We start from the raw sequence: 22,911 nt of genomic DNA, 5'->3' as shown, positions 1-22,911 counted from the left end.
AAGCAGCGCCGGGAACAGCCGAGAACAGCAAGAACAGCCAGGAACAGCCAGGAAAGGGACGTGCCGACCGTGGCTCAGAGCACAGAGGCCGACTGGGTCTCCCGCATCGCGGACGAGGTCATCGCCGAGGCGGAGCGCCGCGCCCCCGGCAAACCGGTCGTCTGCGCCTCGGGCCTGAGCCCCTCCGGCCCCATCCACCTGGGCAACCTCCGCGAGGTGATGGTGCCGCACCTCGTCGCCGACGAGATCAAGCGGCGCGGTGTGCCCTGCGAGCACATCCTGTCCTGGGACGACTACGACCGCTTCCGCAAGGTCCCGGCGGGCATCGAGGGCGTCGGCACCTCGTGGTCCGAGCACATCGGCAAGCCGCTCACCCTGGTGCCCGCGCCTCCCGGCAGCGAGCACCCGAGCTGGGCCGAGCACTTCAAGGCCGCCATGGTGCGGGCGCTGGACGAGCTGGGCGTCGAGGTGCGCGGCATCAGCCAGACGGAGATGTACACCTCCGGCGCGTACGGCGAGCAGATCCTCTTCGCCATGCGCGAGCGCGCCCGCATCGACGCCGTCCTGGACCGCTACCGCACCAAGGTCACGCCCGAGAGCGCGGCCAAGGCCGCGAAGAAGCAGAGCAAGCCGAAGGACGCCGAGATGTCCGCGGCGGAGATCGAGGCCGCCGAGGGCTCGGGCGCCGCGGGCGAGGACGACGGCAGCACGGGCGACGCCGGGTACTTCCCGTACAAGCCGTACTGCTCCGTCTGCGACCGCGACCTGACGACGATCACCGCGTACGACGACGAGAGCACGCGGATGACGTACGTGTGCCGGTGCGGCAACGAGGAGACGGTGCTGCTGTCGGAGCACCGCCGCGGCAAGCTGGTCTGGAAGGTCGACTGGCCGATGCGCTGGGCGTACGAGGGCGTGGTCTTCGAGCCCTCCGGCGTGGACCACCAGTCCCCCGGCTCCTCCTACGTCGTCGGCGGGCAGCTGGTGCGGGAGATCTTCGGCGGCGAGCAGCCCATCGGCCCGATGTACGCCTTCGTCGGCATCAGCGGCATGGCGAAGATGTCCAGCTCCAAGGGCGGGGTGCCCACCCCGCTCGACGCGCTGGAGATCATGGAGGCGCCGCTGCTGCGCTGGCTGTACGCCCGCCGCCGCCCGAACCAGTCCTTCAAGATCGCCTTCGACCAGGAGATCCAGCGGCTCTACGACGAGTGGGACGCCCTGGAGCGCAAGGTCGCCGAAGGCGCCGCGCAGCCCGCGGACGCCGCCGCGTACCTCCGCGCCACCACCACGGCCGCCGGCGAACTGCCCCGCACCCCGCACCCGCTGCCGTACCGCACGCTGGCGTCGGTGGCGGACATCACCACCGGGGACGAGGCGCAGACGCTGCGCATCCTGAGCGAGCTGGACCCGGACAACCCCGTCCGCTCCCTGGACGAGACGCGTCCGCGCCTGGACTGCGCGCAGCGCTGGATCAGCACCCACGTACCGGCCGAGCAGCGCACCCGGGTGCGCGAGGAGCCGGACACCGAGCTGCTGGCCTCGCTCGACGACGACGCGCGCGAGTCGCTGCGGCTGCTGCTGGACGGCCTGGACGACCACTGGTCGCTGGACGGGCTGACCACGCTGGTCTACGGCGTGCCCAAGGTCCGGGCGGGCCTGTCGCCGGAGGCCAAGCCGACACCGGAGCTGAAGGTGGCCCAGCGCGCCTTCTTCGCGCTGCTGTACAGGCTGCTGGTGGGCCGTGACACCGGCCCTCGGCTGCCCACGCTGCTGCTGGCCGTCGGCGCCGACCGGGTCCGCAAGCTGCTGGGCGCGTAACCCGCCGGCCCGCGCCCGCGCCGTACGCGCCGGGCGACACCGGAAGGACGCGGACGGGCCTGGTGGGCGGTCAGCCCCCCAGGCCCATCTCGTCGTTGTACCGCTCCCGGAACTCCCGCAGGTACGGGCGGAGGTGACCCTCGCTCAGCAGGCTGCCGTCGGCGTCGGTGACGTTGTGGTGCTCGTGGAGGGCGCGGGCCAGTTCCCGGGCGTTGGGGCGTCGGCCGTGCTCGGCCATGAACTCCCGGAACGCGTGGTAGTACACCTCCGTGTACTGGGTGCCGCTGGGCATGCCGGTCGGCCTGGTGGCGTCCGGCTCCGGCACCGCCTCCCGGCGCGGCGCCGGCACGGGGGCGGGCGCGGTCCGGACGTCGGCGCCGGAACCGGGGCGGCCCATCGGGCGCCGGCGGCCTCCCTCGTTGACCGGCACCGTCACCCCGTTCCGGGCCGCCGCGGCCTCGGCCGCGTACACGGGGGCGGGGGCCTCGACCGGCGCCTCCACCGGCACCTCCACCGGCACGGCCCGCGCGTCCTGTACGGCCGCCTCCCGCACGGCCGCCTCCTCCTCGGCGGACCTCCAGGACGGGGGCAGGATCTCGCGCCCGTCCCGCACGGCCGCCTCCATCGGGGCAGCCTCCTGCCCGGCCCCCTCCACGGGCACCTCACCCGCCCCCTCGCCGGGCGCGTCCGCGCCCCGGGACGCCCTGCCGGGCGCGGACTCCTGCCCCGCGGACGTCCCCGGAGGCAGCGCCTCGACCGCGGCGGCCTTCCCGCCCGTGGCCGCGGCCTTCCCGCCCGTGACCGCTGCCTTCCCGCCCGTGGCGGGGAGTCCCTGCGGGTCGATGCCCGCGGCGGCCAGCCCGGCCGGGCCGGTCTCCGCCAGCGGCACCCCGTACCGCGCCAGCCGCAGCGGCATCAGCGCCTCCACCGGCGCCCGCCGCTTCCAGCCGCGCCCGTAGCGCGCCCGCAGCCGCGCCTCGTAGATGAGGCGGTCCTGCTCCATGCGGATCACCTGGTCGTAGGAGCGCAGCTCCCACAGCTTCATCCGGCGCCACAGCCGGAAGGTGGAGGGGAAGGCCAGCAGCCAGCGCGAGATCCGCACACCCTCCATGTGCTTGTCGGCGGTGATGTCGGCGATCCGGCCGACCGCGTGCCGCGCGGCCTCGACCGCGACGACGAACAGCACCGGGATCACCGCGTGCATGCCGACCCCCAGCGGGTCGGGCCAGGCGGCGGCGCCGTTGAAGGCGATGGTGGCGGCCGTCAGCAGCCAGGCGGTCTGCCGCAGCATCGGGAAGGGGATGCGGATCCAGGTCAGCAGCAGGTCCAGGGCGAGCAGCACCACGATCCCGGCGTCGATGCCGATGGGGAAGAACGGCGCGAAGCCGCCGAAGCCCTTCTGCTCGGCGAGGTCGCGGACGGCGGCGTACGATCCGGCGAAGCCGATCGCCGCGATCACCACCGCCCCGGCGACGACCACGCCGATCAGTATTCGGTGAGTGCGTGTCAGGTCCACTGCTGTGTCCTCGCGAGATCGTCGTCGGCGCCGGTGCCCGCCGTCCGGCCGGGACGGCGGGAGGGGCGGCGGAAGGGACGGGGAGCGGGAGGCCCCCGAGGGGAAGACAGGTTACGCGCGGCGGGTGGCGGATACGGAGGGCCCCGGCCCGGTCGGCCGCGTCAGCCCGGTCGGCCCGGTCACTTGACGGCCTTGACGGCCTCCTTCGCCGCCTTCTCCGCGCCCTTGCGGATGTCCTCGGCCTTCGGCGTCTTGCCGGTCTCGAAGCCGGCGCCCTCGTAGTCCACGGTCACCACGACGTTGCCGGTGATGGCGACGATCCGCTGCTCGCGGTACTCCTCGGTCTTCTCGCCGTCCTTCTTCTCCGTCTCGAAGGCTATGGACGTCGCCTGGTCGCCGACCCCGTCGAGCGGAGTGTCCTTGACCTTCTTGTTCTCCTCGTCCTGCGAGATCGCGGCCACCTGCTGGCCCGCGTACTCGGCGGCCCGCTCGCTGCCGCTGCCGAGCGTCACGTCGGAGTCGAACCGCTTGAGGGAGACGGTCAGCGCCCGGTACTGGTAGTCGTCCAGACCGCTCCACAGGCAGGTGCCGTAGCCGTCGGCGTCCTTGGAGCCGAGGTTCTTGCCCTTCTTCTTCGCCTCGGGCACCACGTCGCCGACCGTGTCCCCCGAGAGGGTCTTGCAGGGGTCGGGCAGGGTGGTGAACTTCACCGGCGCCGGGGTCGGGGACGCGCTGGAGGCGGAGGCGCTGGGCGAGGGCCTGGCGGAGTCGTCACCGTCGGAGCCGGAGGAGCAGCCCGCGACCAGCAGCATGGGCACGGCGGCGCAGGCGAGGGTGCGGACGGCGGTGCGCGTGGCGTTACGGTGCATGGTTCCTTCGCTTCCGGATGTGCTGGGCGCCGGGCACGCCCTGTCGGACGGCACGACGGTACGCCACTCGGGCGATGACACCGCAGCAGCCTAGGACGGCCGCGGGCTCCGGAGGGCGGCGCCGGGGCCGGGTGTGTCCGTCGTCTCAGTCCGTCGTCCCGGTCCGTCGCCCCGGTTTCGCCCCGGCTCCGGCGGGGCGCCGGGCGGGCCCGCGAACGGGCGTCAGTCCCGGAACTCCCCGGCGAGCTGACCGGCCAGTTTCAGCGCCTTCTCCTGCAGTTCGGAGCTGTCGGGCAGCCTGCGCTTGTCCGTCACCCACTGCTCGTACTCGACGGTGACGATGACGTTCCCGGTGCGGAAGACCAGGGTGATGTCCCGGTGGACGCCCGAGTCGGCGGTGATCAGCTCGTCGTCGATGTACGCGGCGTCCCCGACGGCCTCCAGGGGGCGCGGGGCCAGCGCCGCGCCGGGCGCGGGCTGCGGCACGGCCGTCCCCGGCTCGCCGCCGGCGTCGCCTTCCCCGCCGTCACCGTCGCCGTCCTCGCCACCGCTTCCGGTGGGCGCATCGCTCTTCTTGGACGCCCTGCCGGAGTCCTCGCCGCCGTCCCCGGCCTCCTCCGCACCGGCCTCGTCCCCGTCCGTCTCCTCCCCGGAGCCGGGGGACTCCTCGTCCGCGGGCGGCGAGGTGGGGATGCCGGCCTCCAGCGCCATGTCCTCGTACAGGCGCACCGCACGCTCGTCGTCGCTGACGGCGGGGTCGTACGACACGACCCGCTCGAAATCGACCAGGAGGTGGCGGCTGCCCATGCCGGTGGAGCTCTTCCAACGGCATCCGACCCGGCGGTCGTTGTCGTAGGTGACGGTCTGTTCGCCCTCGTAGGCCGCCGGGGTCCCGTCGCCGCCCTCCGCGCCGTCCTTCGGGGAGGCGCTCTCCGCGCCCGGCAGCATCGCCCGCAGGAGGCCGGTGTCGACCGCGCCGCAGGGCTCGGGCAGATCGCGGTAGGTGCCGGGCGGAGCCGTGGCGGCGGCGGTGCCGACCGTGCCGGGCTTGCTGTCGGCCGCGGCGCCGCCCGTGCCGGAGCCGCCGGTGCAGCCGACGGTTCCGACGGCCAGCACGGCGACGAGCGCCGCGCCGGTGGCGTATGCCTTCCGCTGCACTGCCCAACTCCCTCGTCCGCGCGAACGCTCGAAAACACGTTGCCGCCATACGACCACGGCAGAACACAATGTCTATCGCACGACGTCCGTCACGCGCGCCGCGGGACCTCCGCTCATCGGTGCATATGCAGTAATACATCCGCCTTGTGTGTACGGACGTACGCGGTTCGCACCCGATCCGTACGCGATTCGCACGCATGTGGCAGGGCGTGCCCGCACTTCTTCGTCAGGGGGATGAACGAACATGTCGTACACCGAGGTTCCCGGGGCACGGGTGCCGATCCGGATGTGGGCCGACCCGTCCGGCGTCGAGGACGGCGCGATGCGGCAGCTGCGCAACACCGCGACGCTCCCGTGGATCAGGGGCCTGGCGGTCATGCCCGACGTCCACTACGGCAAGGGCGCCACCGTCGGCTCGGTCATCGCCATGGAGGGAGCGGTCTGCCCCGCGGCGGTCGGCGTGGACATCGGCTGCGGCATGTCGGCGGTACGGACCTCCCTGACCGCGAACGACCTGCCCGGCGACCTCTCCCGGCTGCGCTCGCGCATCGAGCAGGCCATCCCGGTCGGCTTCGGCATGCACGACGACCCCGTCGACCCGGGCCGCCTGCCCGACGCCCCCGCCTCCGGCTGGGAGGCCTTCTGGTCCCGTTTCGACGGCGTCACCGAGGCCGTCCACTTCCGCCGGGAGCGGGCCGCGCGGCAGATGGGGACGCTCGGCGGCGGCAACCACTTCGTCGAGGTCTGCCTGGACGAGGACGGCGCCGTCTGGCTGATGCTCCACTCCGGCTCCCGCAACATCGGCAACGAGCTGGCCGAGTACCACATCGGCGTGGCCCGCGGGCTGCCCCACAACCAGGGCCTGGTCGACCGCGACCTGGCCGTGTTCGTCGCCGGCACCCCCCAGATGGAGGCCTACCGCAACGACCTGTTCTGGGCGCAGGAGTACGCCAAGCGCAACCGGGCGGTCATGATGAGCCTGCTCAAGGGCGTGATCCGCAAGGAGTTCAGGAAGGCGGCCCCCTCCTTCGAGCCGGTCATCTCCTGCCACCACAACTACGTGGCCGAGGAGCGCTACGACGGCATGGACCTGCTGGTCACCCGGAAGGGCGCCATCCGCGCGGGCGGCGGCGAGTACGGCATCATCCCCGGCTCGATGGGCACCGGCTCCTACATCGTGCGCGGCCTGGGCAACGCCGCCTCCTTCAACTCCGCCTCCCACGGCGCGGGGCGGCGGATGAGCCGCAACGCGGCGAAGAAGCGGTTCACCGCGCGGGACCTGGAGGAGCAGACCCGGGGTGTGGAGTGCCGCAAGGACTCCGGCGTCGTCGACGAGATCCCGGCCGCCTACAAGCCGATCGAGCAGGTCGTCGAGCGGCAGCGCGATCTGGTCGAGGTGGTCGCGAAGCTGCGGCAGGTCGTCTGCGTCAAGGGCTGACGCGTCCGCGCGGCACGGCCGGGCGGCACGGCGCCGCGCCCGGGCCCCGGCGGCCCCGGGCGCACCCGGCGGCTCAGCGCAGCCGCCGGGCCGCCTCCGTGGCCCAGTAGGTCAGGATCATGTCCGCGCCGGCCCGCCTGGCGCCGGTGAGCGTCTCCATGATCGCCCGTTCCCGCTCGATCCAGCCGCGCTGCGCGGCGGCCTCGACCATCGCGTACTCGCCGGAGACCTGGTAGGCCGCCACGGGCACGTCCACCGCGTCCGCCACCCGGCGCAGCACGTCCAGGTAGGGCAGCGCGGGCTTGACCATCACCATGTCCGCGCCCTCGGCGAGGTCGAGCGCCAGCTCGCGCATCGCCTCCCGCCCGTTGGCCGGGTCCTGCTGGTAGGCCTTGCGGTCGCCCGTCAGCGAGGAGTCCACCGCCTCGCGGAAGGGGCCGTAGAACGCGGAGGCGTACTTGGCCGTGTAGGCCAGCAGCGCCACGTCCTGGTGACCGGCCTCGTCCAGGGCGCGGCGGACGAAGGCGACCTGGCCGTCCATCATCCCGCTGGGCCCCAGCACGTGCGCACCCGCCTCGGCCTGGACGCACGCCATCTCGGCGTACCGCTCCAGCGTGGCGTCGTTGTCCACCCGGCCGCGCTCGTCCAGGACGCCGCAGTGGCCGTGGTCGGTGAACTCGTCCAGGCAGAGGTCGGACATGACGACCAGGTCGTCCCCGACCTCCGCGCGCACGTCGCGCAGCGCCACCTGGAGGATGCCGTCCGGGTCGGTGCCGCACGACCCGGTCGCGTCCTTCTTCCCCTCCTCGGGCACGCCGAAGATCATGATCCCGCCCACGCCCGCCGCCACGGCCTCGGCCGCCGCCTTGCGCAGGGTCTCGCGGGTGTGCTGGTACACGCCCGGCATCGACGAGATCTCGACCGGCTCGGTGATGCCCTCCCGCAGGAAGGCGGGCAGGATCAGATCGGCCGGGTGGAGCCGGTGCTCGGCGACCATCCGGCGCATCGCCGGGGTGGTGCGCAGCCGCCGGGGGCGCACCACGGGGAAGTCCCCGTAGCCGCCGCGCCCCCCGCCGTAGCCGCTGCCGTAGGTGCTCTTGCCGATCGTCACGATGTCCGTGCCCTCCTCCTGGTCGGACGCTTCTCGCTGGGCCGCTGCACCGCCTCGCCGGCCTCGATCATCGCGTCCCGGCGCCTGGCGCCGAACTCCGCCAGCGCCTCGGCCAGCTTGTGCACCGACGGCTCCGGCGCCATGACGTCCACGCGCAGCCCGTGCTCCTCGGCGGTCTTCGCCGTCGCCGGACCGATGCAGGCGATCACCGTCACGTTGTGCGGCTTGCCCGCGATCCCCACGAGGTTGCGGACGGTGGAGGAGGAGGTGAACAGCACGGCGTCGAACCCGCCGCCCTTGATCGCCTCCCGCGTCTCGGCCGGCGGCGGCGAGGCGCGCACCGTCCGGTAGGCGGTGACGTCGTCGACCTCCCAGCCCAGCTCGATCAGACCCGCCACCAGCGTCTCGGTGGCGATGTCGGCGCGCGGCAGGAAGACGCGGTCGATCGGGTCGAAGACCGGGTCGTAGGGCGGCCAGTCCTCCAGCAGCCCGGCCGCGGACTGCTCGCCGCTGGGCACCAGGTCGGGCTTGACGCCGAAGTCGACCAGAGCCTTCGCGGTCTGCTCGCCGACGGCCGCGACCTTGATCCCGGCGAAGGCGCGGGCGTCCAGGCCGTACTCCTCGAACTTCTCGCGCACCGCCTTGACCGCGTTGACCGAGGTGAAGGCGATCCACTCGTAGCGCCCGGTGACCAGGCCCTTGACCGCGCGCTCCATCTGCTGCGGGGTGCGCGGAGGCTCCACCGCGATGGTGGGCACCTCGCTGGGCACCGCGCCGTAGGAGCGCAGCTGGTCGGAGAGCGAGGCGGCCTGCTCCTTGGTACGGGGCACCAGCACCTGCCAGCCGAACAGCGGCTTGGACTCGAACCACGCGAGCCGGTCGCGCTGCGCGGCGGCGCTGAGCTCGCCGACCACGGCTATCGCCGGCCGGGAGCCGTTCGCCGCGGGCAGCACCTTGGCGGCCTTGAGGGTCTGGGCGATGGAGCCCAGCGTCGCCGTCCAGGTGCGCTGCCGGGTGGTGGTGCCGTCGACGGTGACGGTCAGCGGGGTGTCGGGCTTGCGGCCCGCCGTGACCAGTTCGGCGGCGGTGGCGGCGACCGCCTCCAGGGTCGTGGAGACCACCAGGGTGGCGTCGCTGGCGCCGACCTCGTTCCACGCCTGGGCGTCGGCGGTCCGCGCGTCCAGGAACCGCACGTCCGCGCCGTGGCCGTTGCGCAGCGGCACACCGGCGTAGGCCGGCACCCCCACGGCGTTGGCGATGCCCGGCACGACCTCGAAGGTGACCCCCTCGGAGGCGCAGGCCAGCATCTCGCTCGCCGCGTCCGCGTCGAGCCCGGGGTCGCCGGCGACCGCACGGACGACCCGCTTGCCGCCGCGCACGGCCCGCATGACAAGATTTACGGCATCGTCGGCACCCGCGGATGCTGTTGACGTGTCGTCACCTGCCGTCTGGAGCGGGGTGTCGACACCTGCCCGCACGTGCGCCCGCACGACGTCGTACACCTGCGGGTCGGCGACCAGTACATCGGCCTGCGCCAGCGCCTCGACGGCGCGAAGCGTCAGCAGTCCCGGGTCCCCGGGCCCGGCACCGAGGAAGGTGACGTGCCCGTGGGCGCCGTACGAGTGATCGGTGGTGGGGTTCAATGTGCTCGCTCCCCCATCAGACCGGCCGCGCCCTTGGCGAGCATCTCGTCGGCGAGTTCGCGCCCCATGGCCTGGGCCAGGGAGAGCGCCTCACCGGCGGACGCCGGTACGCGACCGGTGGTGGACAACTGCACCAGTGTGGTGCCGTCGGTCGTGCCGACGACACCGCGCAGACGCAGTTCGGTGACATCCTGCCCCTCCTCCGGGATGTCGGCCAGTGCGCCGACGGGCGCGCTGCAACCGGCTTCCAGAGCTGCGAGCAGGGTTCGCTCGGCGGTCACGGCGGCCCGCGTGCGCGGGTCGTCGAGCTCGGCGAGCAGGGCTGCGAGGTCCGTGCGCGAGGCCGCGCACTCGATGGCCAGCGCTCCCTGGCCGGGTGCGGGGAGCACCGCGCCGGGGTCGAGCAGTTCGGTGGCCTCGCCGATCAGGCCGACGCGCCTCAGGCCGGCGGCGGCGAGGACGACCGCGTCCAGCTCGCCGGAGCGCACGTACCCGATGCGGGTGTCGACGTTGCCCCGGATCGGCACGATCTCGATGTCCCGGCCCAGCGACCGGGCCCAGGCGGCCAGCTGCGCCATGCGGCGCGGCGAGCCGGTGCCGACCCGCGCCCCGTCGGGCAGCTCCTCGAAGGTGAGGCCGTCACGGGCGACCAGCGCGTCACGGGGGTCCTCCCGGACGGGCACGGCCGCCAGCGCCAGCTGTTCTGGCTGGGTGGTGGGAAGGTCCTTCAGCGAGTGAACGGCGAAGTCGATCCCGCCGCCGAGCAGCGCGTCGCGCAGCGCGGAGACGAAGACCCCTGTGCCGCCGATCCGGGCGAGGTGCTCACGGGAGACGTCGCCGAAGGTGGTGATCTCCACCAGCTCGACGGGCCGGCCCGTGAGGCGCCGGACCCGCTCGGCCACCTGCCCGGACTGGGCCATGGCGAGTCGGCTGCGGCGGGTGCCCAGCTTCAGCGGCGGGGGTGCGTTGGTGCTCATTGCCGCTCCTGTTCGGGGTTACTGACAGCCGCGACGGTCTGCGGGTCGAGGTCGAAGAGCTCTCGCAGCGCGTCGGCGTATCCGGCGCCGCCCGGTTCGCCGGCGAGCTGCTTGACGCGCACGGTCGGCGCGTGCAGCAGCTTGTCGACGACCCGGCGCACGGTCTGGGTGATCTCGGCGCGCTGTTTGGCGTCGAGTCCGGGAAGGCGCCCGTCCAGGCGCGCCATCTCGGCCGCGACCACGTCGGCGGCCATGGCGCGCAGCGCGACCACGGTGGGCGTGATCGTCGCGGCCCGCTGGGCGGCGCCGAAGGCCGCGACCTCGTCGGCGACGATGCCGCGCACCTTGTCGACGTCCGCGGCCATGGGGGCGTCGGCGGAGGCCTCGGCCAGCGACTCGATGTCCACCAACCGTACGCCTTCGAGGCGGTGCGCGGCGGCGTCGATGTCGCGGGGCATGGCCAGGTCGAGCAGCGCCATCGGCTCCTCGCGGGAGCCGCGGGACCCAGCGCGCGCGGCGAGCGCCGCCGCCAGGTCGTCGGCCGTCAGCACCAGCCCGGTGGCGCCGGTGCAGGAGACGGCGACGTCCGCGTGCGGGAGCTCGGCGGGCATGTCGTGGGCGGGCACGGCGCGCGCGGTGAGCCCGCCGCCGTGGAGCCCGGCGGCCAGGCGCCGGGCGCGCTCCAGCGTCCTGTTGGCGATCACCAGTTCGGTGACACCGGCGCGCGCGAGCACCGTCGCGGCCAGGGAGGACATCGAGCCGGCGCCGATCACCAGGGCGCGCCGGCCGCGCACCCACTCGGCGACCGGGCGCCCGGCGGCGAGCTGCTCCAGGCCGAAGGTGACCAGGGACTGCCCGGCCCGGTCGATGCCGGTCTCGCTGTGCGCCCGCTTGCCGACCCGCAGCGCCTGCTGGAACAGGTCGTTCATCAGCCGCCCGGCGGTGTGCTGGTCCTGCGCCACGGCCAGCGCGTCCTTGATCTGGCCGAGGATCTGGCCCTCGCCGACGACCATCGAGTCCAGCCCGCAGGCCACCGAGAACAGGTGGTGGACGGCCCGGTCCTCGTAGTGGACGTACAGGTACGGGGTCAGCTCCTCCAGGCCGACGCCGCTGTAGCGGGCCAGCAGGGAGGACAGCTCGGCGACGCCGGCGTGGAACTTGTCGACGTCGGCGTAGAGCTCGGTGCGGTTGCAGGTGGAGAGCACCGCGGCCTCGGAGGTGGGCTCGGCGCCGACCGCGTCCTGCAGGAGCTTGCCGCGCACCTCGGGCGCCAGCGAGGCCCGCTCCAGGACGCTCACCGGTGCGCTGCGGTGGCTCAGCCCCACTACCAGCAGACTCATGCGCGTCCTCCGCTCCGCTCGGACCGTACGGCGTGCGGTGCGCGCGTGACGTGTCTCACGGTCGCTCGTTCGTTCATGCGGGCATCACGGCGGGCACGTCCCCGTCAGGCCCCTGTTCGCTTTCCTCGCCGCGGCGGCGCACGGCCGCGGCGGGCGGCGCGGCGGGCGGGGTGGTGTCGGCACCGCCCTCGCCGGGCGCCTCCTCGCCGGCCTTGCGCTGCTCGTGGAAGGCGAGGATCTGCAGTTCTATGGAGAGGTCGACCTTGCGCACGTCCACACCGTCGGGCACGGACAGCACGGTCGGCGCGAAGTTGAGGATGGAGGTCACCCCGGCGGCCACGAGCCGGTCGCAGACCTGCTGGGCGGCTCCGGCGGGGGTGGCGATGACGCCGATGGAGACGCCGTTCTCCTCGATGATCGCCTCGAGGTCGTCGGTGTGCTGCACCGGTATGCCCGCGACCGGCTTCCCGGCCATCGACGGGTCCGCGTCGATCAGCGCGGCGACCCTGAAGCCCCTGGAGGCGAAACCGCCGTAGTTGGCGAGCGCGGCCCCCAGGTTTCCGATGCCGACGATCACGACGGGCCAGTCCTGTGTCAGGCCCAGCTCGCGGGAGATCTGGTAGACGAGGTACTCGACGTCGTAGCCCACACCGCGTGTGCCGTACGAGCCGAGGTAGGAGAAGTCCTTGCGCAGCTTGGCGGAGTTGACGCCGGCGGCGGCCGCCAGCTCCTCCGAGGAGACCGTGGGCACCGAGCGCTCGGAGAGCGCGGTGAGCGCCCGCAGGTACAGCGGAAGCCGGGCGACGGTGGCCTCGGGGATCCCTCGGCTACGGGTCGCCGGTCGGTGTGTTCGGCCAGTTGCCACAATGCTCCTGCCGTCTGCGCGAAACGGTGAGCGGCCCCGCTGGACACCCGCTGGACATGCGTCCGGACCGCTCCGTCCCGACCAGGCTATGTCTTTGTGAACGTGTGCACAAAGACGGTGTCCGCTTTGTCCGGCCAAAGTGACCGGTGCCACACGCGCCGCACGGAACCGGATCCCGCCCGGCACACCTCCCACATATACGCCCGTCGGCCGTGGAACGTCCCGAGAAGCGGTCGAGAAGCGGTCGAACCCCCCGCCGCGGGCCCTCCCCGCACAGGCCCCGGCAGCGGCTCCCCGCCGCGGTCACGCCTCCAGCGCCGCGCGCAGCCGCCGCGGGTCCACCCGCCAGAAGTCGTGCTGCGCGCCGTCCACGAGCACCACCGGGATCTGCTCCCAGTACCTGCGGTACAGCTCCTCGTCCTGCGTGATGTCCTTCTCCTCCCAGCGCGCGCCCAGTTGCGCGCACACCTCGCTGACCACCGCGCGTGCGTCGTCGCAAAGATGGCATCCGGGCTTGCCGATGAGGGTGACGGTCTTCATGACCGCCATTGTGCCGCCGCGCCCGCCTTCCGCCGCACCCGCTCCCGTTCCCGGGCCGCGCACCCTCCGGCGTCCGCTCCGGAACCTCCTCCGGAACCCCCTTCCGGCACCGTGCGCGGGCGCCCTCCGCGGGCCCGGGGCGCCGGAGGGGACGAGGTCGCCGGCCGGACCCGGAACGCGCTTTCCCCGGTTGGCGCAGTCACCGCCCTGCCGACACCCCTCCGTCACCGGAACCCCACGGAACACTGGCTATGCTCGCGGCATGGCCGCACTTGGATGGCTCGTCCCCCGCAGGCGTTCGGCGACGGCTCGCAGCGTTCTCGCAGGCGAGGCCGCCGCCGAGGCGGCGCGCAAGACCTCGCGGGAGGTCGACGCGCTCGCCCCCGGCGAGGCGGGGAAACCGGCGGAGCCGGAGTTCCCGGTCCACGGGGACACCAGGGCCGCGGCCTTCTTCGACCTCGACAACACGATCATGCAGGGCGCGGCCCTGTTCCACTTCGGCCGCGGCCTGTACAAGCGGAAGTTCTTCCACAAGCGCGAACTGTTCCGCTTCGCCTGGCAGCAGGCCTGGTTCCGGCTCGCGGGCTCGGAGAACGCCGAGCACATGCAGGACGCCCGCGACAGCGCGCTGTCCATCGTCAAGGGCCACCGCGTCTCGGAGCTGATGGAGATCGGCGAGGAGATCTACGACGAGTACATGGCCGGCCGGATCTGGCCGGGCACCCGCGCGCTGGCCCAGGCGCACCTGGACGCGGGCCAGAAGGTGTGGCTGGTCACCGCCGCCCCCGTGGAGACCGCCACGATCATCGCCCGCAGACTGGGGCTGACCGGCGCCCTGGGCACGGTCGCCGAGTCCGTCGACGGCGTCTACACCGGGCGCCTGGTCGGCGAGCCGCTGCACGGCCCGGCGAAGGCGGAGGCGGTGCGCGCGCTGGCCGCCGCCGAGGACCTGGACCTCTCCCGCTGCGCCGCCTACAGCGACTCGGCCAACGACATCCCGATGCTCTCGCTGGTCGGGCACCCGTACGCCATCAACCCCGACAGCAGGCTGCGCGCCCACGCGCGCGAGCGGGGCTGGCGGCTGCGCGACTACCGGACCGGCAGGAAGGCCGCGAAGGTGGGCATCCCCGCCGCGGCCGGGGTGGGCGCGGTGGCCGGAGGCGCCGCCGCGGCCATGGCGATCCAGCGCCGCCGCCGCTGAGGCGGCCCCCGGATACGGCCGCACCGGTCGCCAGTTCGGAAGGGAACCACCCTCCGGGCACAAGCGAACCGCCGACCGATCGGAAAGTGACACGAACCGGTCGGATCGACACCCCGGTTCACCGCCCGAGCAACCGTAAACGCATAACAGAGCAAACCTAACCGGCGATTTCGGCAACTAGGTGTAGCACGGCCTGTACGAAGCGTTATTCTCCTCAGACGCAATCCGGTGTCCACACGCCCTTGTGACGGGCGGACGGTCCCGCACTGCACGTGATGGAAGCTCTGCCTCTGGGAGTCCCGTGTACCCACACGTCGGGGTTGACGCCTCGGGCCTGGCTGCGCTGCGCACGCTGGTCATCGACCAGCTGCGCGTCCTCGTCCCCTCCGCGCACGCCGTCCCCGCCCTCGCCGCACCTGTCCCCGCAGGCCCCGTCTACGCCCTGGCCGAGGGAGCCGCCGGCACCGCCGCGGTGGGCCGGCGCGCCCGCACCGCGGCCGTCCCGGGCGCCGCCCGGCGCCCGGTGGACGGCGACAGCCGCCGCATGATGGACCTCGTCGAACGCGCCCAGGGCGGCGAGGCCGAGGCCTTCGGGCACCTCTACGACCAGTACTCCGACACCGTCTACCGCTACATCTACTACCGCGTCGGCGGCCGGGCCACGGCCGAGGACCTCACCAGCGAGACGTTCCTGCGCGCCCTGCGCCGGATCGGCACCTTCACCTGGCAGGGCCGGGACTTCGGCGCCTGGCTGGTCACCATCGCGCGCAACCTGGTCGCCGACCACTTCAAGTCGAGCCGCTTCCGCCTCGAGGTGACCACCGGCGAGATGCTCGACGCCAACGAGGTGGAGCGCAGCCCGGAGGATTCGGTCCTGGAGTCCCTCTCCAACGCGGCCCTGCTGGAGGCCGTCCGCCGGCTCAACCCGCAGCAGCAGGAGTGCGTGACGCTCCGCTTCCTCCAGGGCCTGTCGGTCGCCGAGACCGCGCGGGTCATGGGGAAGAACGAGGGCGCGATCAAGACCCTCCAGTACCGGGCGGTGCGGACCCTGGCCCGGCTGCTGCCGGAGGACAGCCGATGACACGCGGTGACGTGCGGTGACGTTCCGTTTCGCGGGCGCCGGCGGGGCGATCGCGCCCCCCTCGGGGCGTAACCCCGTCGGCCGGTGGTCGTTGTGCGGTTTGCAGACTCCCCGCGGCCCGTCGCGTCCGGACTGCGGCGCCCGAGCCGCCGCTCCCGTACGGCCGTGCAACCCTCCTGTGGGGCAGGGAGTCGACTGTGCTGACGAGAGGAGGTGCCGCCCGTGATGGGAGCCGTATCGCCGAGCCGGCGGGCAAACGCCTTCGCCCAGGCCCTCGACGAGCGCGAGTCCGAGGGCAGGGCGGCCGACCGGTCCGGGGGTGCCGCCCCCGGAGCCCCGGCCGGGGCGGCGGATGAGACGAGAGCCGGAGCCGGACCGACGGGCGGACCGTCCGACGAGCCGACGGCGCTGCTGTCGCTGGCCGACAGGCTGGGCGCCCTGCCGAAGCCGGTCATGGACCCCGACGTCAAGGCCGCCCAGCGGGCACAGCTCCTCGCCGCCGTGGAGAACGCCTTCGCCGGGAGCGGCGAGGGCGCCTCGGTCCCCGGCCCGCGTTCCGCCCGCACGGGGCGCGGCGGGGCCCACCGGGCCTCCCCGCTGGGCCCGTTGAGCAGACTGCGTCCCAGGACGAGGCTCACCAAGGGGCTGGCGGCCGGCGGTCTGGGCTTCGGTGTCGCGGCGGGCGCCCTCAGCGGAGCCGCCGTGGCCAGCACCGACGCCCTGCCCGGTGACACCCTCTACGGCCTCAAGCTGGGCGTGGAGGACCTCAGACTCGGCATGGCGGGCGACGAGGCCGACCGCGGCAGGGTCCATCTGAACCACGCCTCCACACGGTTGAACGAGGCCCGGCGCCTGCTGGAGCGCGGCCGGTCGGGCCCGCTGGACCACGAGTCGCTCGGCGACATCCGCAGGACGCTCTCCCTCATGCGCGACGACGTCTCCGAGGGCCACCGGCTGCTCAGCCAGGCGTACGAGCGCGAGGGCGATGTCGCGCCGATCCGCTCGCTGTCGTCCTTCTCCCAGTCCCACCGCACCAAGTGGGACGAGGTACGCGCGGGCCTCCCCGTCCAGCTCACCGACGTCGGCGACGAGGTCAGTTCGCTCTTCGACGCCATAGAGGACGAGGTCGGCCCGCTGAGGCCCCTGCTGGACTCCGGGCAGGAGGACACGGACTCCGCCGCCGGCACCGACGGCGGCGACCGGCCGGGCACCGGCCGTACGGTCCCGCCGTCTTCGCCCGTACCCGGCGGGAGCGGCGCGGACGGCACGGAGGAAGGTGACCGGGACGGCGAACGGCGGCCCAGTCCGTCCGACTCGTCCGGTTCCACCGACCCGGGCGGGGAGAGGCTCCTGCCCGCCCCCGGCGACCTGCTGGAACCCTCACCCGGTGAGGACGGCGCGTCGGCGTCGCCGGACGGCGCCCCCCGGCTCCCCGAGCCGGACATCACCATCCCGCCGCTCCTCCCGAACCTCCTGCCGGGACTGGGCATCGAGGCGGGCGGCGACTCCGACTAGCGGACGGGCGGCCGGTGTTCGCGGGAACACCGGCCGCCCGAAGCGCGCACCGCGGGAAGAGGTACCGCCGGGGCACGTACCGTCGCGGCACCGCTCAGAAGAACACCGAACGCCGCCTCACCAGCAGCCTGTAGAGGGTGTGCTGAATCGTCTCGCGCACCTGGTCGGTGAGGTTGAACATCAGCATCGGATCGTCGACCGCCTCCGGCGGGTAGTCGTCCATCGGGACCGGCTCGCCGAACTGGATCGTCCACTTCGTCGGCAGCGGCACCATCCCCAGCGGCCCCAGCCAGGGGAAGGTGGGCGTGACCGGGAAGTACGGAATGCCCAGCAGCCGCGCCAGCGTCCTGAAGTCGCCCACCATCGGGTAGATCTCCTCCGCCCCGACGATCGAGCACGGCACGATCGGCACCCCGGCCCGCAGCGCCGTGGAGACGAAGCCGCCGCGCCCGAACCGCTGGAGTTTGTAGCGCTCGGAGAACGGTTTCCCCAGCCCCTTGAAGCCCTCCGGCATCACCCCGACGACCTCGCCCCGTTCCAGCAGCCGCTGGGCGTCCTCCGCGCACGCCAGGGTGTGCCCGGCCTTCCGGGCCAGCTCGTTGACGACCGGCAGCATGAAGACCAGATCGGCCGCCAGCAACCGCAGGGCCCGCCCCTGCGGGTGGTGGTCGTGCACGGCGACCTGGAGCATCAGCGCGTCCAGCGGCAGGGTCCCGGAGTGGTTGGCGACCACCAGCGCGCCGCCCTCGGAGGGGATGTTCTCGATGCCGAGCACCTCGACCCGGAAGTACTTCTCGTACATCGGCCGCAGCATCGACATCAGCACGTGGTCGGTGAGGTCGGCGTCGTAGCCGAACTCGTCGACCTCGTAATCCCCGGTGATCCGCCGCCGCAGGAAGGCCAGCCCCTCGGCGATCCTGCGGTCCCAGTCGCCCCGGCCCGCCCGGTCCTCCGCAGGCGCCGCGGACGCGTCCCGGTCCCCCGCCCGCGTCCCGGAAGCGCGCCCCGGACCGGCCTGGGGACCGGCCTGCGGGCCGGCCTCCGGCACGGCCGCGAGCGGCGTCTGCGCGCCGCCCCGCTCCTCCTGGCCGGTACGGCCGCCGTCGCCCCCCGTACGGCGCCCGCCGCCCGTAGCCCGCCCCCGGGCGGCCCGGGACGGGCCGCCGCGCGACCGGTCGTCGTCGAAGGGAATGACCTTGGCGTCAGCCATGGCGGACGACCTCCTCGATGCGGTCCACCGCTTGTGCGAGTTTCTCCGGCGGCAGCAGCCCCGGGCCGCATGCGCGCGCGAAGTCGGCGAAGGTCCCGGCCGTGGTGTACCGCGGCTCGAAGCCGAGGACCTCGCGCATCTGTGTGGTCTCCACGACCCTGCCGTGCGTCAGCAGCCGGATCTGCTCGGCCGAGAAGTCCGTGACACCGACCGCGCGCAGCGCGGTCCCGGTCCACCGGATCGCCGGCAGCAGCAGGGGCAGCGTGGGCCGTCCCAGCCGCCGCGCGGCCTGGGACAGCAGGAGTACCCCGTCGCCCGCGATGTTGAACGTCCCCGAGTTGAGCGTGCCGCGTCGCGGCTCTCCGGCCGCCAGCCGCAGCACCTCGACGACGTCGTCCTCGTGGACGAACTGCAGCCGCGGGTCGTACCCGAGGACGGTCGGCAGCACCGGCAGCCGGAAGTACTCCGCCAGCGGCGTGTCCGCGCCGGGGCCGAGGATGTTGGCGAAGCGCAGCACGGCCACCGCCACGTCGGGGCGGCGGCGGGCGAACCCGCGCACGTACTCCTCGACCTCCACGATGTCCTTCGTGAAGCCGCCGCCGGGCAGCGCCTTGGCCGCCGTGGTCTCGGTGAACACCGCCGGGTCGCGCGACGAGGAGCCGTAGACGTTCGTGCTGGACTTCACCACCAGCCGCTGCACGGACGGCGCCTTCTGACACGCGCCCAGGAGCTGCATGGTGCCGATGACGTTGCTCTCCTTGACCGACGCACGGCTGCCGGGCAGGAGCTGCACCCCGCTGACGTCCAGGTGCACGACGGTGTCCACGTTGTGTTCGGCCAGCACCCCGGCGGCCGAGGGCTGCCGGATGTCGGCACGGACGAACTCGGCCCCGCCGAGGTGGTGCCCGGGCGGCACGGCGTCCACCCCGACGACCCGGTCGACGTCGGGCTCGCGCAGGATCCGCCGCACGAAGCGCCCGCCGAGCCGGCGGGCGACGCCTGTGACGAGCACGACCTTGCCCAACGTTGCTCCCTCTCAGCGTGCGGTGGGCCGCCTCCGGGAGGCCCTGCCACGGGTCCCGGCAGCCCTCCGTACTCCTCGTCGTTCCTCGCGGTCCGTCACCCGAACCGGTTGCGGGCGGGTTTCCGGCCACCGTATCGGCTGGCCGCCTCTCCCCGGTGGAACGCCACCGCCCTCCCACCGACACGGCGGTGGGAGGGCGGTGGTCAGTGTGCGGCGCGCCCGCTCACTTCTTGTTGCGGCGCTGAACGCGCGTGCGCTTGAGCAGCTTGCGGTGCTTCTTCTTGGCCATCCGCTTGCGCCGCTTCTTGATAACAGAGCCCACGACTTACCCTCGCTCACTTCGTCACTCGGTGCGGGGCGTCCGAGCCCACACGACCTACGTCGGCCCAGCCTACCCGGCGCCGGGTAGTGCTCGTGACACGAGGGGGCAACAAGCCCGTCGCTCCGCGGTTACGCGCTCTTCTCCGCCTCCACGTACGATCCGCGGAGGTACTCGTGGACGGCCTGCTCCGGCACCCGGAAGGACCTGCCCACCCGGATCGCCGGCAGATGACCGCTGTGCACCAGGCGGTACACGGTCATCTTGGACACTCGCATCACCGAGGCGACTTCCGCCACGGTCAGGAACACGACCTCGTTCAGAGGCCTCTCGGCAGCAGCCATGTCACACCTGAACCTTCCGCACATGTCGGGCACCGGCTTCCCCTCCGGTGTCTCCTGCTCGCATGCGCGCTCCTCCCCAGATTAGGTGCGGGTGATGCAAGTGGGGAAGAGGAGTAGCCATCGGGCTCCTAATATGACAGACAGGAACGATTGAGCACATAACGAGCGAGCGGACGGTAGCCGTCCGATGTCGTAAGGTCATCTACCGGGCGGCCGTCCGTGCCCGTCCCTCCACTCCGGCGACGCACACCGCGGGATCGCCCCCGCCGCTCGGCCCCGCCTCCCGTCGTCCGGCTGACCTGCCCCGCAGCCCGTCCACACCCCCTGGCAGCCGGCCCCGCGGCGGCCTCCGGCCGTCAACGCGGCGTCGAGGACCGTGCGCACGGGGGAGAGCGAGCGGGAGCGTGCGCCCGGCGCACCGGGCGAGGGGCGCGCTCCCTCCCCCGGATCAGCGCGACTCCCCGTACGCACCGGAGGAGACGGGGACGTACTCAGAACCGGGTCGCCATGTCGACACATCTCCCCCGCAGCGGTGCGAGGGCGGGGGGTTCCTCCGCCGACGGGGCACCGGACAGCGAGCGTAGAAGCCCGGGAACCGGCGGGGCGCGCCCGGCGTCCGGCAGTGCCGGAACACGGCTCGGAACCCGGCTCCGCGGCTGCTCAGGGCAGCAGTCCGTGCGCCGGGTACACCGAGCGCCGCGCGGCCAGCACGGCCTGGTCCAGGGCGCTCGCCGGGTCGTAGCCGGCCTCCCAGTCCGACCACACCGGCTCGCGCCCATCCGTCATCCGCCGCGGAGCGTCCTGCCGGGTGCGTGCGTACACCTGCCGCCGCCAGTCCTCCGGGATCACGGCCCTCGGGGCGATCGGCTCGCCCGCCGCGATCGCCACCAGATGCGTCCAGGAGCGCGGTACGACGTCGACGACCGCGTAACCGCCTCCGCCGAGCGCGATCCAGCGCCCCTGCGCGTACTCGTGCGCCCAGTCGTGGCAGGCCTCCGCGGCCACCCGCTGGGCGTCGACGGTCACCGCCAGGTGCGCGAGGGGATCCTCGATGTGCGTGTCGGCGCCGTGCTGGGTCACCAACACCTGCGGCCGGAAGGAGCGCAGCAGTTCCGGCACCACCCCGTGCAGCGCCCGCAGCCATCCGCCGTCGGACGTGCCGGGCGGGAGCGCGATGTTGACCGCGCTCCCCTCCGCCTTCTCCCCGCCGGTCTCCTCCGGCCAGCCGGTCCCGGGAAAGAGCATGCGGGGATGCTCGTGCAGCGACACCGTCAGCACCCGCGGATCGTCCCAGAAGGCCGCCTGGACGCCGTCCCCGTGGTGGACGTCGACGTCCACGTAGGCGACCCGTTCGGCGCCCAGCTCCAGCAGCCGGGCGATGGCCAGGGAGGCGTCGTTGTAGACGCAGAAACCGGCCGCCCCGCCCGGCATCGCGTGGTGCAGTCCGCCGGCGAAGTTCACGCCGTGGAGGACGTCCCCGCGCCACACCGCCTCGGCGGCTCCGACCGACTGGCCGGCGATCAGCGCCGAGACCTCGTGCATCCCCTCGAAGGCCGGGTCGTCCTCGGTTCCGATGCCGTACGACCCGTCCGCCGACCGGGGGTCCGCGGAGATCCTGCGCACGGTGTCGATGTAGTCGGAACGGTGCACGAGCCTGAGCGTGGAGTCGCCCGCGGGCGCCGCGGCGACCACCTTCAGCCCGGAGGCACCGGGCAGCCCGAACGCCTCGACGAGTTCCACGGTCAGCTTCAGGCGCACCGGGTCCATCGGATGCCCGGGCCCGAAGTCGTATCCGGTGACCGCCTCGTCCCACATCAACTGTGCGCCGCCGCTCATACCCGTCACCGTATCGGGCGGCCCCGGGAAACCACACAGCCGCCCGCACCGCAGCGTCCGGGGCCGTCCGGCCTGGCCCCCGGAGGACATCGGCCGGCTCAGGCCAGGAGGAGCGCGGGCAGTTCGCCCATCGTGGAGAACAGCGCCGCCGCCCCCGACAGCCTCTCCCCCGGCGTCATGGCGGTGAACCCGTACACGTCCATCCCCGCCGCTACGGCCGCACGCACCCCCAGGGGGCTGTCCTCGACCACGGCGCAGCGCCCGGCCGGCACTCCCATCGCCTCGGCGGTGTGCAGGAAGAGGTCCGGCGCGGGCTTCCCCCGCCCGACGTCCTGCGCGCTGAACACACGCTTCTCCCCGAAGCGCTCGTACAGCCCCGTCTTCCCCAGCGCCACCCGGATCCGCTCATGGCCGCCGGACGAGGCGACGCAGTACGGCACGCCTTCGGCGTCGAGGTTCCGCAGCACCTCGCTGACGCCGGGCACGGGCAGCAGGTCACGCCGGAAGGCCTCGAAGACGCGGTCGTGGAAGACGGAGTCGAAGTCACCGGGCAGCCGCTGCCCGGAACGCTCCAGGACCAGGTCGTGGATCCGGTGCATGGCGGAACCCATGTAGTCCCGGATGGATTCCTCGTACGTGGTCGGGTGTCCCAGTTCCGTCAGATAGGCGGCGAGAATCCGGTTGGATATCGGCTCGCTGTCCACGAGTACACCGTCGTTGTCGAAGATCACCAGGTCATAACGCATACGCCACCCAACCCGAACGCACGAGAAGTTCCGTGAACGCGAGAAAGCCCTGCCGGAAACCCGGCAGGGCTTTCTCCACAAATCGTTCGGCGGCGTCCTACTCTCCCACACGGTCCCCCATGCAGTACCATCGGCGCTGAAAGGCTTAGCTTCCGGGTTCGGAATGTAACCGGGCGTTTCCCTTACGCTGTGACCACCGAAACACCATGACACACACGCAACCGCCGGCACGACGGGTCGTGGTCTCAGAACCCACACAGTGGACGCGAACATCTACGGACAAGCCCTCGGCCTATTAGTACCAGTCAACTCCACCGGTCACCCGGCTTCCATCTCTGGCCTATCAACCCGGTCGTCTCC

At 73.0% G+C, this 22,911-nt stretch carries 20 protein-coding genes and 2 rRNA genes; 5 read left to right on the top strand and 17 right to left on the bottom strand.

Annotated elements, in window-relative coordinates; translation table 11 throughout:
- The first annotated feature begins 69 nt into the window (after positions 1–69).
- On the top strand, positions 70–1,818 hold the full coding sequence (gene lysS / locus BMY40_RS16855) for a lysine--tRNA ligase (RefSeq protein WP_093660713.1): 1,749 nt from the start codon (positions 70–72) through the stop codon (positions 1,816–1,818).
- Between the two features lie 70 nt (positions 1,819–1,888).
- Here lysS and BMY40_RS16850 read toward each other — a convergent pair whose 3' ends face one another.
- From BMY40_RS16850 to BMY40_RS16840, 3 genes are all read right to left on the bottom strand, one after another.
- Positions 1,889–3,328, bottom strand: a complete 1,440-nt coding sequence (locus tag BMY40_RS16850) for a DUF2637 domain-containing protein (protein ID WP_093660711.1) — start codon at positions 3,326–3,328, stop codon at positions 1,889–1,891.
- 185 nt (positions 3,329–3,513) lie between these two features.
- Positions 3,514–4,203 (bottom strand): DUF3558 family protein, encoded by a 690-nt coding sequence (locus BMY40_RS16845; RefSeq protein WP_093660396.1) that lies wholly within the window; start codon positions 4,201–4,203, stop codon positions 3,514–3,516.
- Between the two features lie 222 nt (positions 4,204–4,425).
- Positions 4,426–5,361: a hypothetical protein gene (locus BMY40_RS16840; protein ID WP_093660394.1), complete on the bottom strand. Its 936-nt coding sequence runs from the start codon at positions 5,359–5,361 to the stop codon at positions 4,426–4,428.
- Between the two features lie 244 nt (positions 5,362–5,605).
- Here BMY40_RS16840 and BMY40_RS16835 point away from each other — a divergent pair, with 244 nt between their 5' ends.
- Positions 5,606–6,799, top strand: coding sequence for an RtcB family protein (locus BMY40_RS16835; protein ID WP_093660392.1), 1,194 nt, complete (start codon positions 5,606–5,608; stop codon positions 6,797–6,799).
- Positions 6,800–6,872: 73 nt separating this feature from the next.
- Here BMY40_RS16835 and hemB read toward each other — a convergent pair whose 3' ends face one another.
- From hemB to BMY40_RS16805, 6 genes are all read right to left on the bottom strand, one after another.
- On the bottom strand, positions 6,873–7,904 hold the full coding sequence (gene hemB / locus BMY40_RS16830) for a porphobilinogen synthase (RefSeq protein WP_281250790.1): 1,032 nt from the start codon (positions 7,902–7,904) through the stop codon (positions 6,873–6,875).
- A gap of 2 nt (positions 7,905–7,906) precedes the next feature.
- On the bottom strand, positions 7,907–9,553 hold the full coding sequence (locus BMY40_RS16825) for a bifunctional uroporphyrinogen-III C-methyltransferase/uroporphyrinogen-III synthase (RefSeq protein WP_093660390.1): 1,647 nt from the start codon (positions 9,551–9,553) through the stop codon (positions 7,907–7,909).
- Entirely contained in the window at positions 9,550–10,530 is a 981-nt protein-coding gene (gene hemC / locus BMY40_RS16820) for a hydroxymethylbilane synthase (protein WP_093660388.1), read from the bottom strand. The genes BMY40_RS16825 and hemC overlap by 4 nt, the downstream gene beginning before the upstream one ends.
- A complete protein-coding gene (locus BMY40_RS16815; RefSeq protein WP_093660386.1) occupies positions 10,527–11,870 on the bottom strand; it encodes a glutamyl-tRNA reductase in 1,344 nt (447 codons plus the stop codon). The genes hemC and BMY40_RS16815 overlap by 4 nt, the downstream gene beginning before the upstream one ends.
- A 73-nt stretch (positions 11,871–11,943) precedes the next feature.
- The gene (locus BMY40_RS16810; RefSeq protein WP_093660384.1) at positions 11,944–12,735 is read right to left on the bottom strand and encodes a redox-sensing transcriptional repressor Rex; all 792 of its coding nucleotides are present in this window, start codon (positions 12,733–12,735) and stop codon (positions 11,944–11,946) included.
- Between the two features lie 303 nt (positions 12,736–13,038).
- Entirely contained in the window at positions 13,039–13,275 is a 237-nt protein-coding gene (locus BMY40_RS16805) for a glutaredoxin family protein (protein ID WP_245770146.1), read from the bottom strand.
- A 262-nt stretch (positions 13,276–13,537) separates the two neighbouring features.
- Between BMY40_RS16805 and BMY40_RS16800 the strand changes: the two genes are divergently transcribed.
- The 3 genes from BMY40_RS16800 to BMY40_RS16790 all read left to right on the top strand — a co-directional run bounded on the left by BMY40_RS16800 (position 13,538) and on the right by BMY40_RS16790 (position 17,072).
- Positions 13,538–14,476 (top strand): HAD family hydrolase, encoded by a 939-nt coding sequence (locus tag BMY40_RS16800; protein ID WP_093660380.1) that lies wholly within the window; start codon positions 13,538–13,540, stop codon positions 14,474–14,476.
- A 301-nt stretch (positions 14,477–14,777) separates the two neighbouring features.
- Positions 14,778–15,557 carry an ECF subfamily RNA polymerase sigma factor, BldN family gene (locus BMY40_RS16795; RefSeq protein ID WP_093660378.1) on the top strand — a complete coding sequence of 260 codons (780 nt, stop codon included), beginning with the start codon at positions 14,778–14,780 and terminating at the stop codon, positions 15,555–15,557.
- 222 nt (positions 15,558–15,779) lie between these two features.
- Positions 15,780–17,072, top strand: coding sequence for a DUF5667 domain-containing protein (locus tag BMY40_RS16790; protein WP_093660375.1), 1,293 nt, complete (start codon positions 15,780–15,782; stop codon positions 17,070–17,072).
- Between the two features lie 94 nt (positions 17,073–17,166).
- On the opposite strand, the gene BMY40_RS16785 is transcribed toward BMY40_RS16790, so the two are convergent.
- The 8 genes from BMY40_RS16785 to BMY40_RS16750 form a co-directional block, all read right to left on the bottom strand.
- Entirely contained in the window at positions 17,167–18,282 is a 1,116-nt protein-coding gene (locus BMY40_RS16785) for a lysophospholipid acyltransferase family protein (protein WP_093660373.1), read from the bottom strand.
- The gene (locus BMY40_RS16780) at positions 18,275–19,306 is read right to left on the bottom strand and encodes an NAD-dependent epimerase/dehydratase family protein (RefSeq protein ID WP_093660371.1); all 1,032 of its coding nucleotides are present in this window, start codon (positions 19,304–19,306) and stop codon (positions 18,275–18,277) included. The genes BMY40_RS16785 and BMY40_RS16780 overlap by 8 nt, the downstream gene beginning before the upstream one ends.
- A 223-nt stretch (positions 19,307–19,529) precedes the next feature.
- Positions 19,530–19,628: a 30S ribosomal protein bS22 gene (locus BMY40_RS16775; protein WP_003948845.1), complete on the bottom strand. Its 99-nt coding sequence runs from the start codon at positions 19,626–19,628 to the stop codon at positions 19,530–19,532.
- 128 nt (positions 19,629–19,756) lie between these two features.
- Positions 19,757–19,969: a helix-turn-helix domain-containing protein gene (locus tag BMY40_RS16770; protein ID WP_177214038.1), complete on the bottom strand. Its 213-nt coding sequence runs from the start codon at positions 19,967–19,969 to the stop codon at positions 19,757–19,759.
- 660 nt (positions 19,970–20,629) lie between these two features.
- Entirely contained in the window at positions 20,630–21,805 is a 1,176-nt protein-coding gene (locus tag BMY40_RS16765; protein ID WP_093660367.1) for an acetoin utilization protein AcuC, read from the bottom strand.
- A 98-nt stretch (positions 21,806–21,903) separates the two neighbouring features.
- Positions 21,904–22,551 (bottom strand): HAD family hydrolase, encoded by a 648-nt coding sequence (locus tag BMY40_RS16760; RefSeq protein ID WP_093660365.1) that lies wholly within the window; start codon positions 22,549–22,551, stop codon positions 21,904–21,906.
- Between the two features lie 84 nt (positions 22,552–22,635).
- A 5S ribosomal RNA gene (gene rrf, locus BMY40_RS16755) occupies positions 22,636–22,752 on the bottom strand.
- Positions 22,753–22,826: 74 nt separating this feature from the next.
- A 23S ribosomal RNA gene (locus BMY40_RS16750) occupies positions 22,827–22,911 on the bottom strand; the annotation flags it as partial.

Source organism: Streptomyces radiopugnans (genome assembly GCF_900110735.1).
Classification (GTDB): domain Bacteria; phylum Actinomycetota; class Actinomycetes; order Streptomycetales; family Streptomycetaceae; genus Streptomyces; species Streptomyces radiopugnans.
Note: the sequence above shows the minus strand (reverse complement) of the source record. Positions and strands in the feature narration are given on the sequence as shown.

What these genes read in the sequence shown, in the direction of transcription:
- BMY40_RS16805 (WP_245770146.1), bottom strand. Translation starts at nt 13,275, where the DNA reads ATGAAGACCGTCACCCTCATCGGCAAGCCCGGATGCCATCTTTGCGAC.
- BMY40_RS16835 (WP_093660392.1), top strand. Translation starts at nt 5,606, where the DNA reads ATGTCGTACACCGAGGTTCCCGGGGCACGGGTGCCGATCCGGATGTGG.
- BMY40_RS16785 (WP_093660373.1), bottom strand. Translation starts at nt 18,282, where the DNA reads ATGGCTGACGCCAAGGTCATTCCCTTCGACGACGACCGGTCGCGCGGC.
- BMY40_RS16765 (WP_093660367.1), bottom strand. Translation starts at nt 21,805, where the DNA reads ATGAGCGGCGGCGCACAGTTGATGTGGGACGAGGCGGTCACCGGATAC.
- BMY40_RS16760 (WP_093660365.1), bottom strand. Translation starts at nt 22,551, where the DNA reads ATGCGTTATGACCTGGTGATCTTCGACAACGACGGTGTACTCGTGGAC.
- BMY40_RS16815 (WP_093660386.1), bottom strand. Translation starts at nt 11,870, where the DNA reads ATGAGTCTGCTGGTAGTGGGGCTGAGCCACCGCAGCGCACCGGTGAGC.
- hemC (WP_093660388.1), bottom strand. Translation starts at nt 10,530, where the DNA reads ATGAGCACCAACGCACCCCCGCCGCTGAAGCTGGGCACCCGCCGCAGC.
- BMY40_RS16770 (WP_177214038.1), bottom strand. Translation starts at nt 19,969, where the DNA reads ATGGCTGCTGCCGAGAGGCCTCTGAACGAGGTCGTGTTCCTGACCGTG.
- BMY40_RS16845 (WP_093660396.1), bottom strand. Translation starts at nt 4,203, where the DNA reads ATGCACCGTAACGCCACGCGCACCGCCGTCCGCACCCTCGCCTGCGCC.
- BMY40_RS16800 (WP_093660380.1), top strand. Translation starts at nt 13,538, where the DNA reads ATGGCCGCACTTGGATGGCTCGTCCCCCGCAGGCGTTCGGCGACGGCT.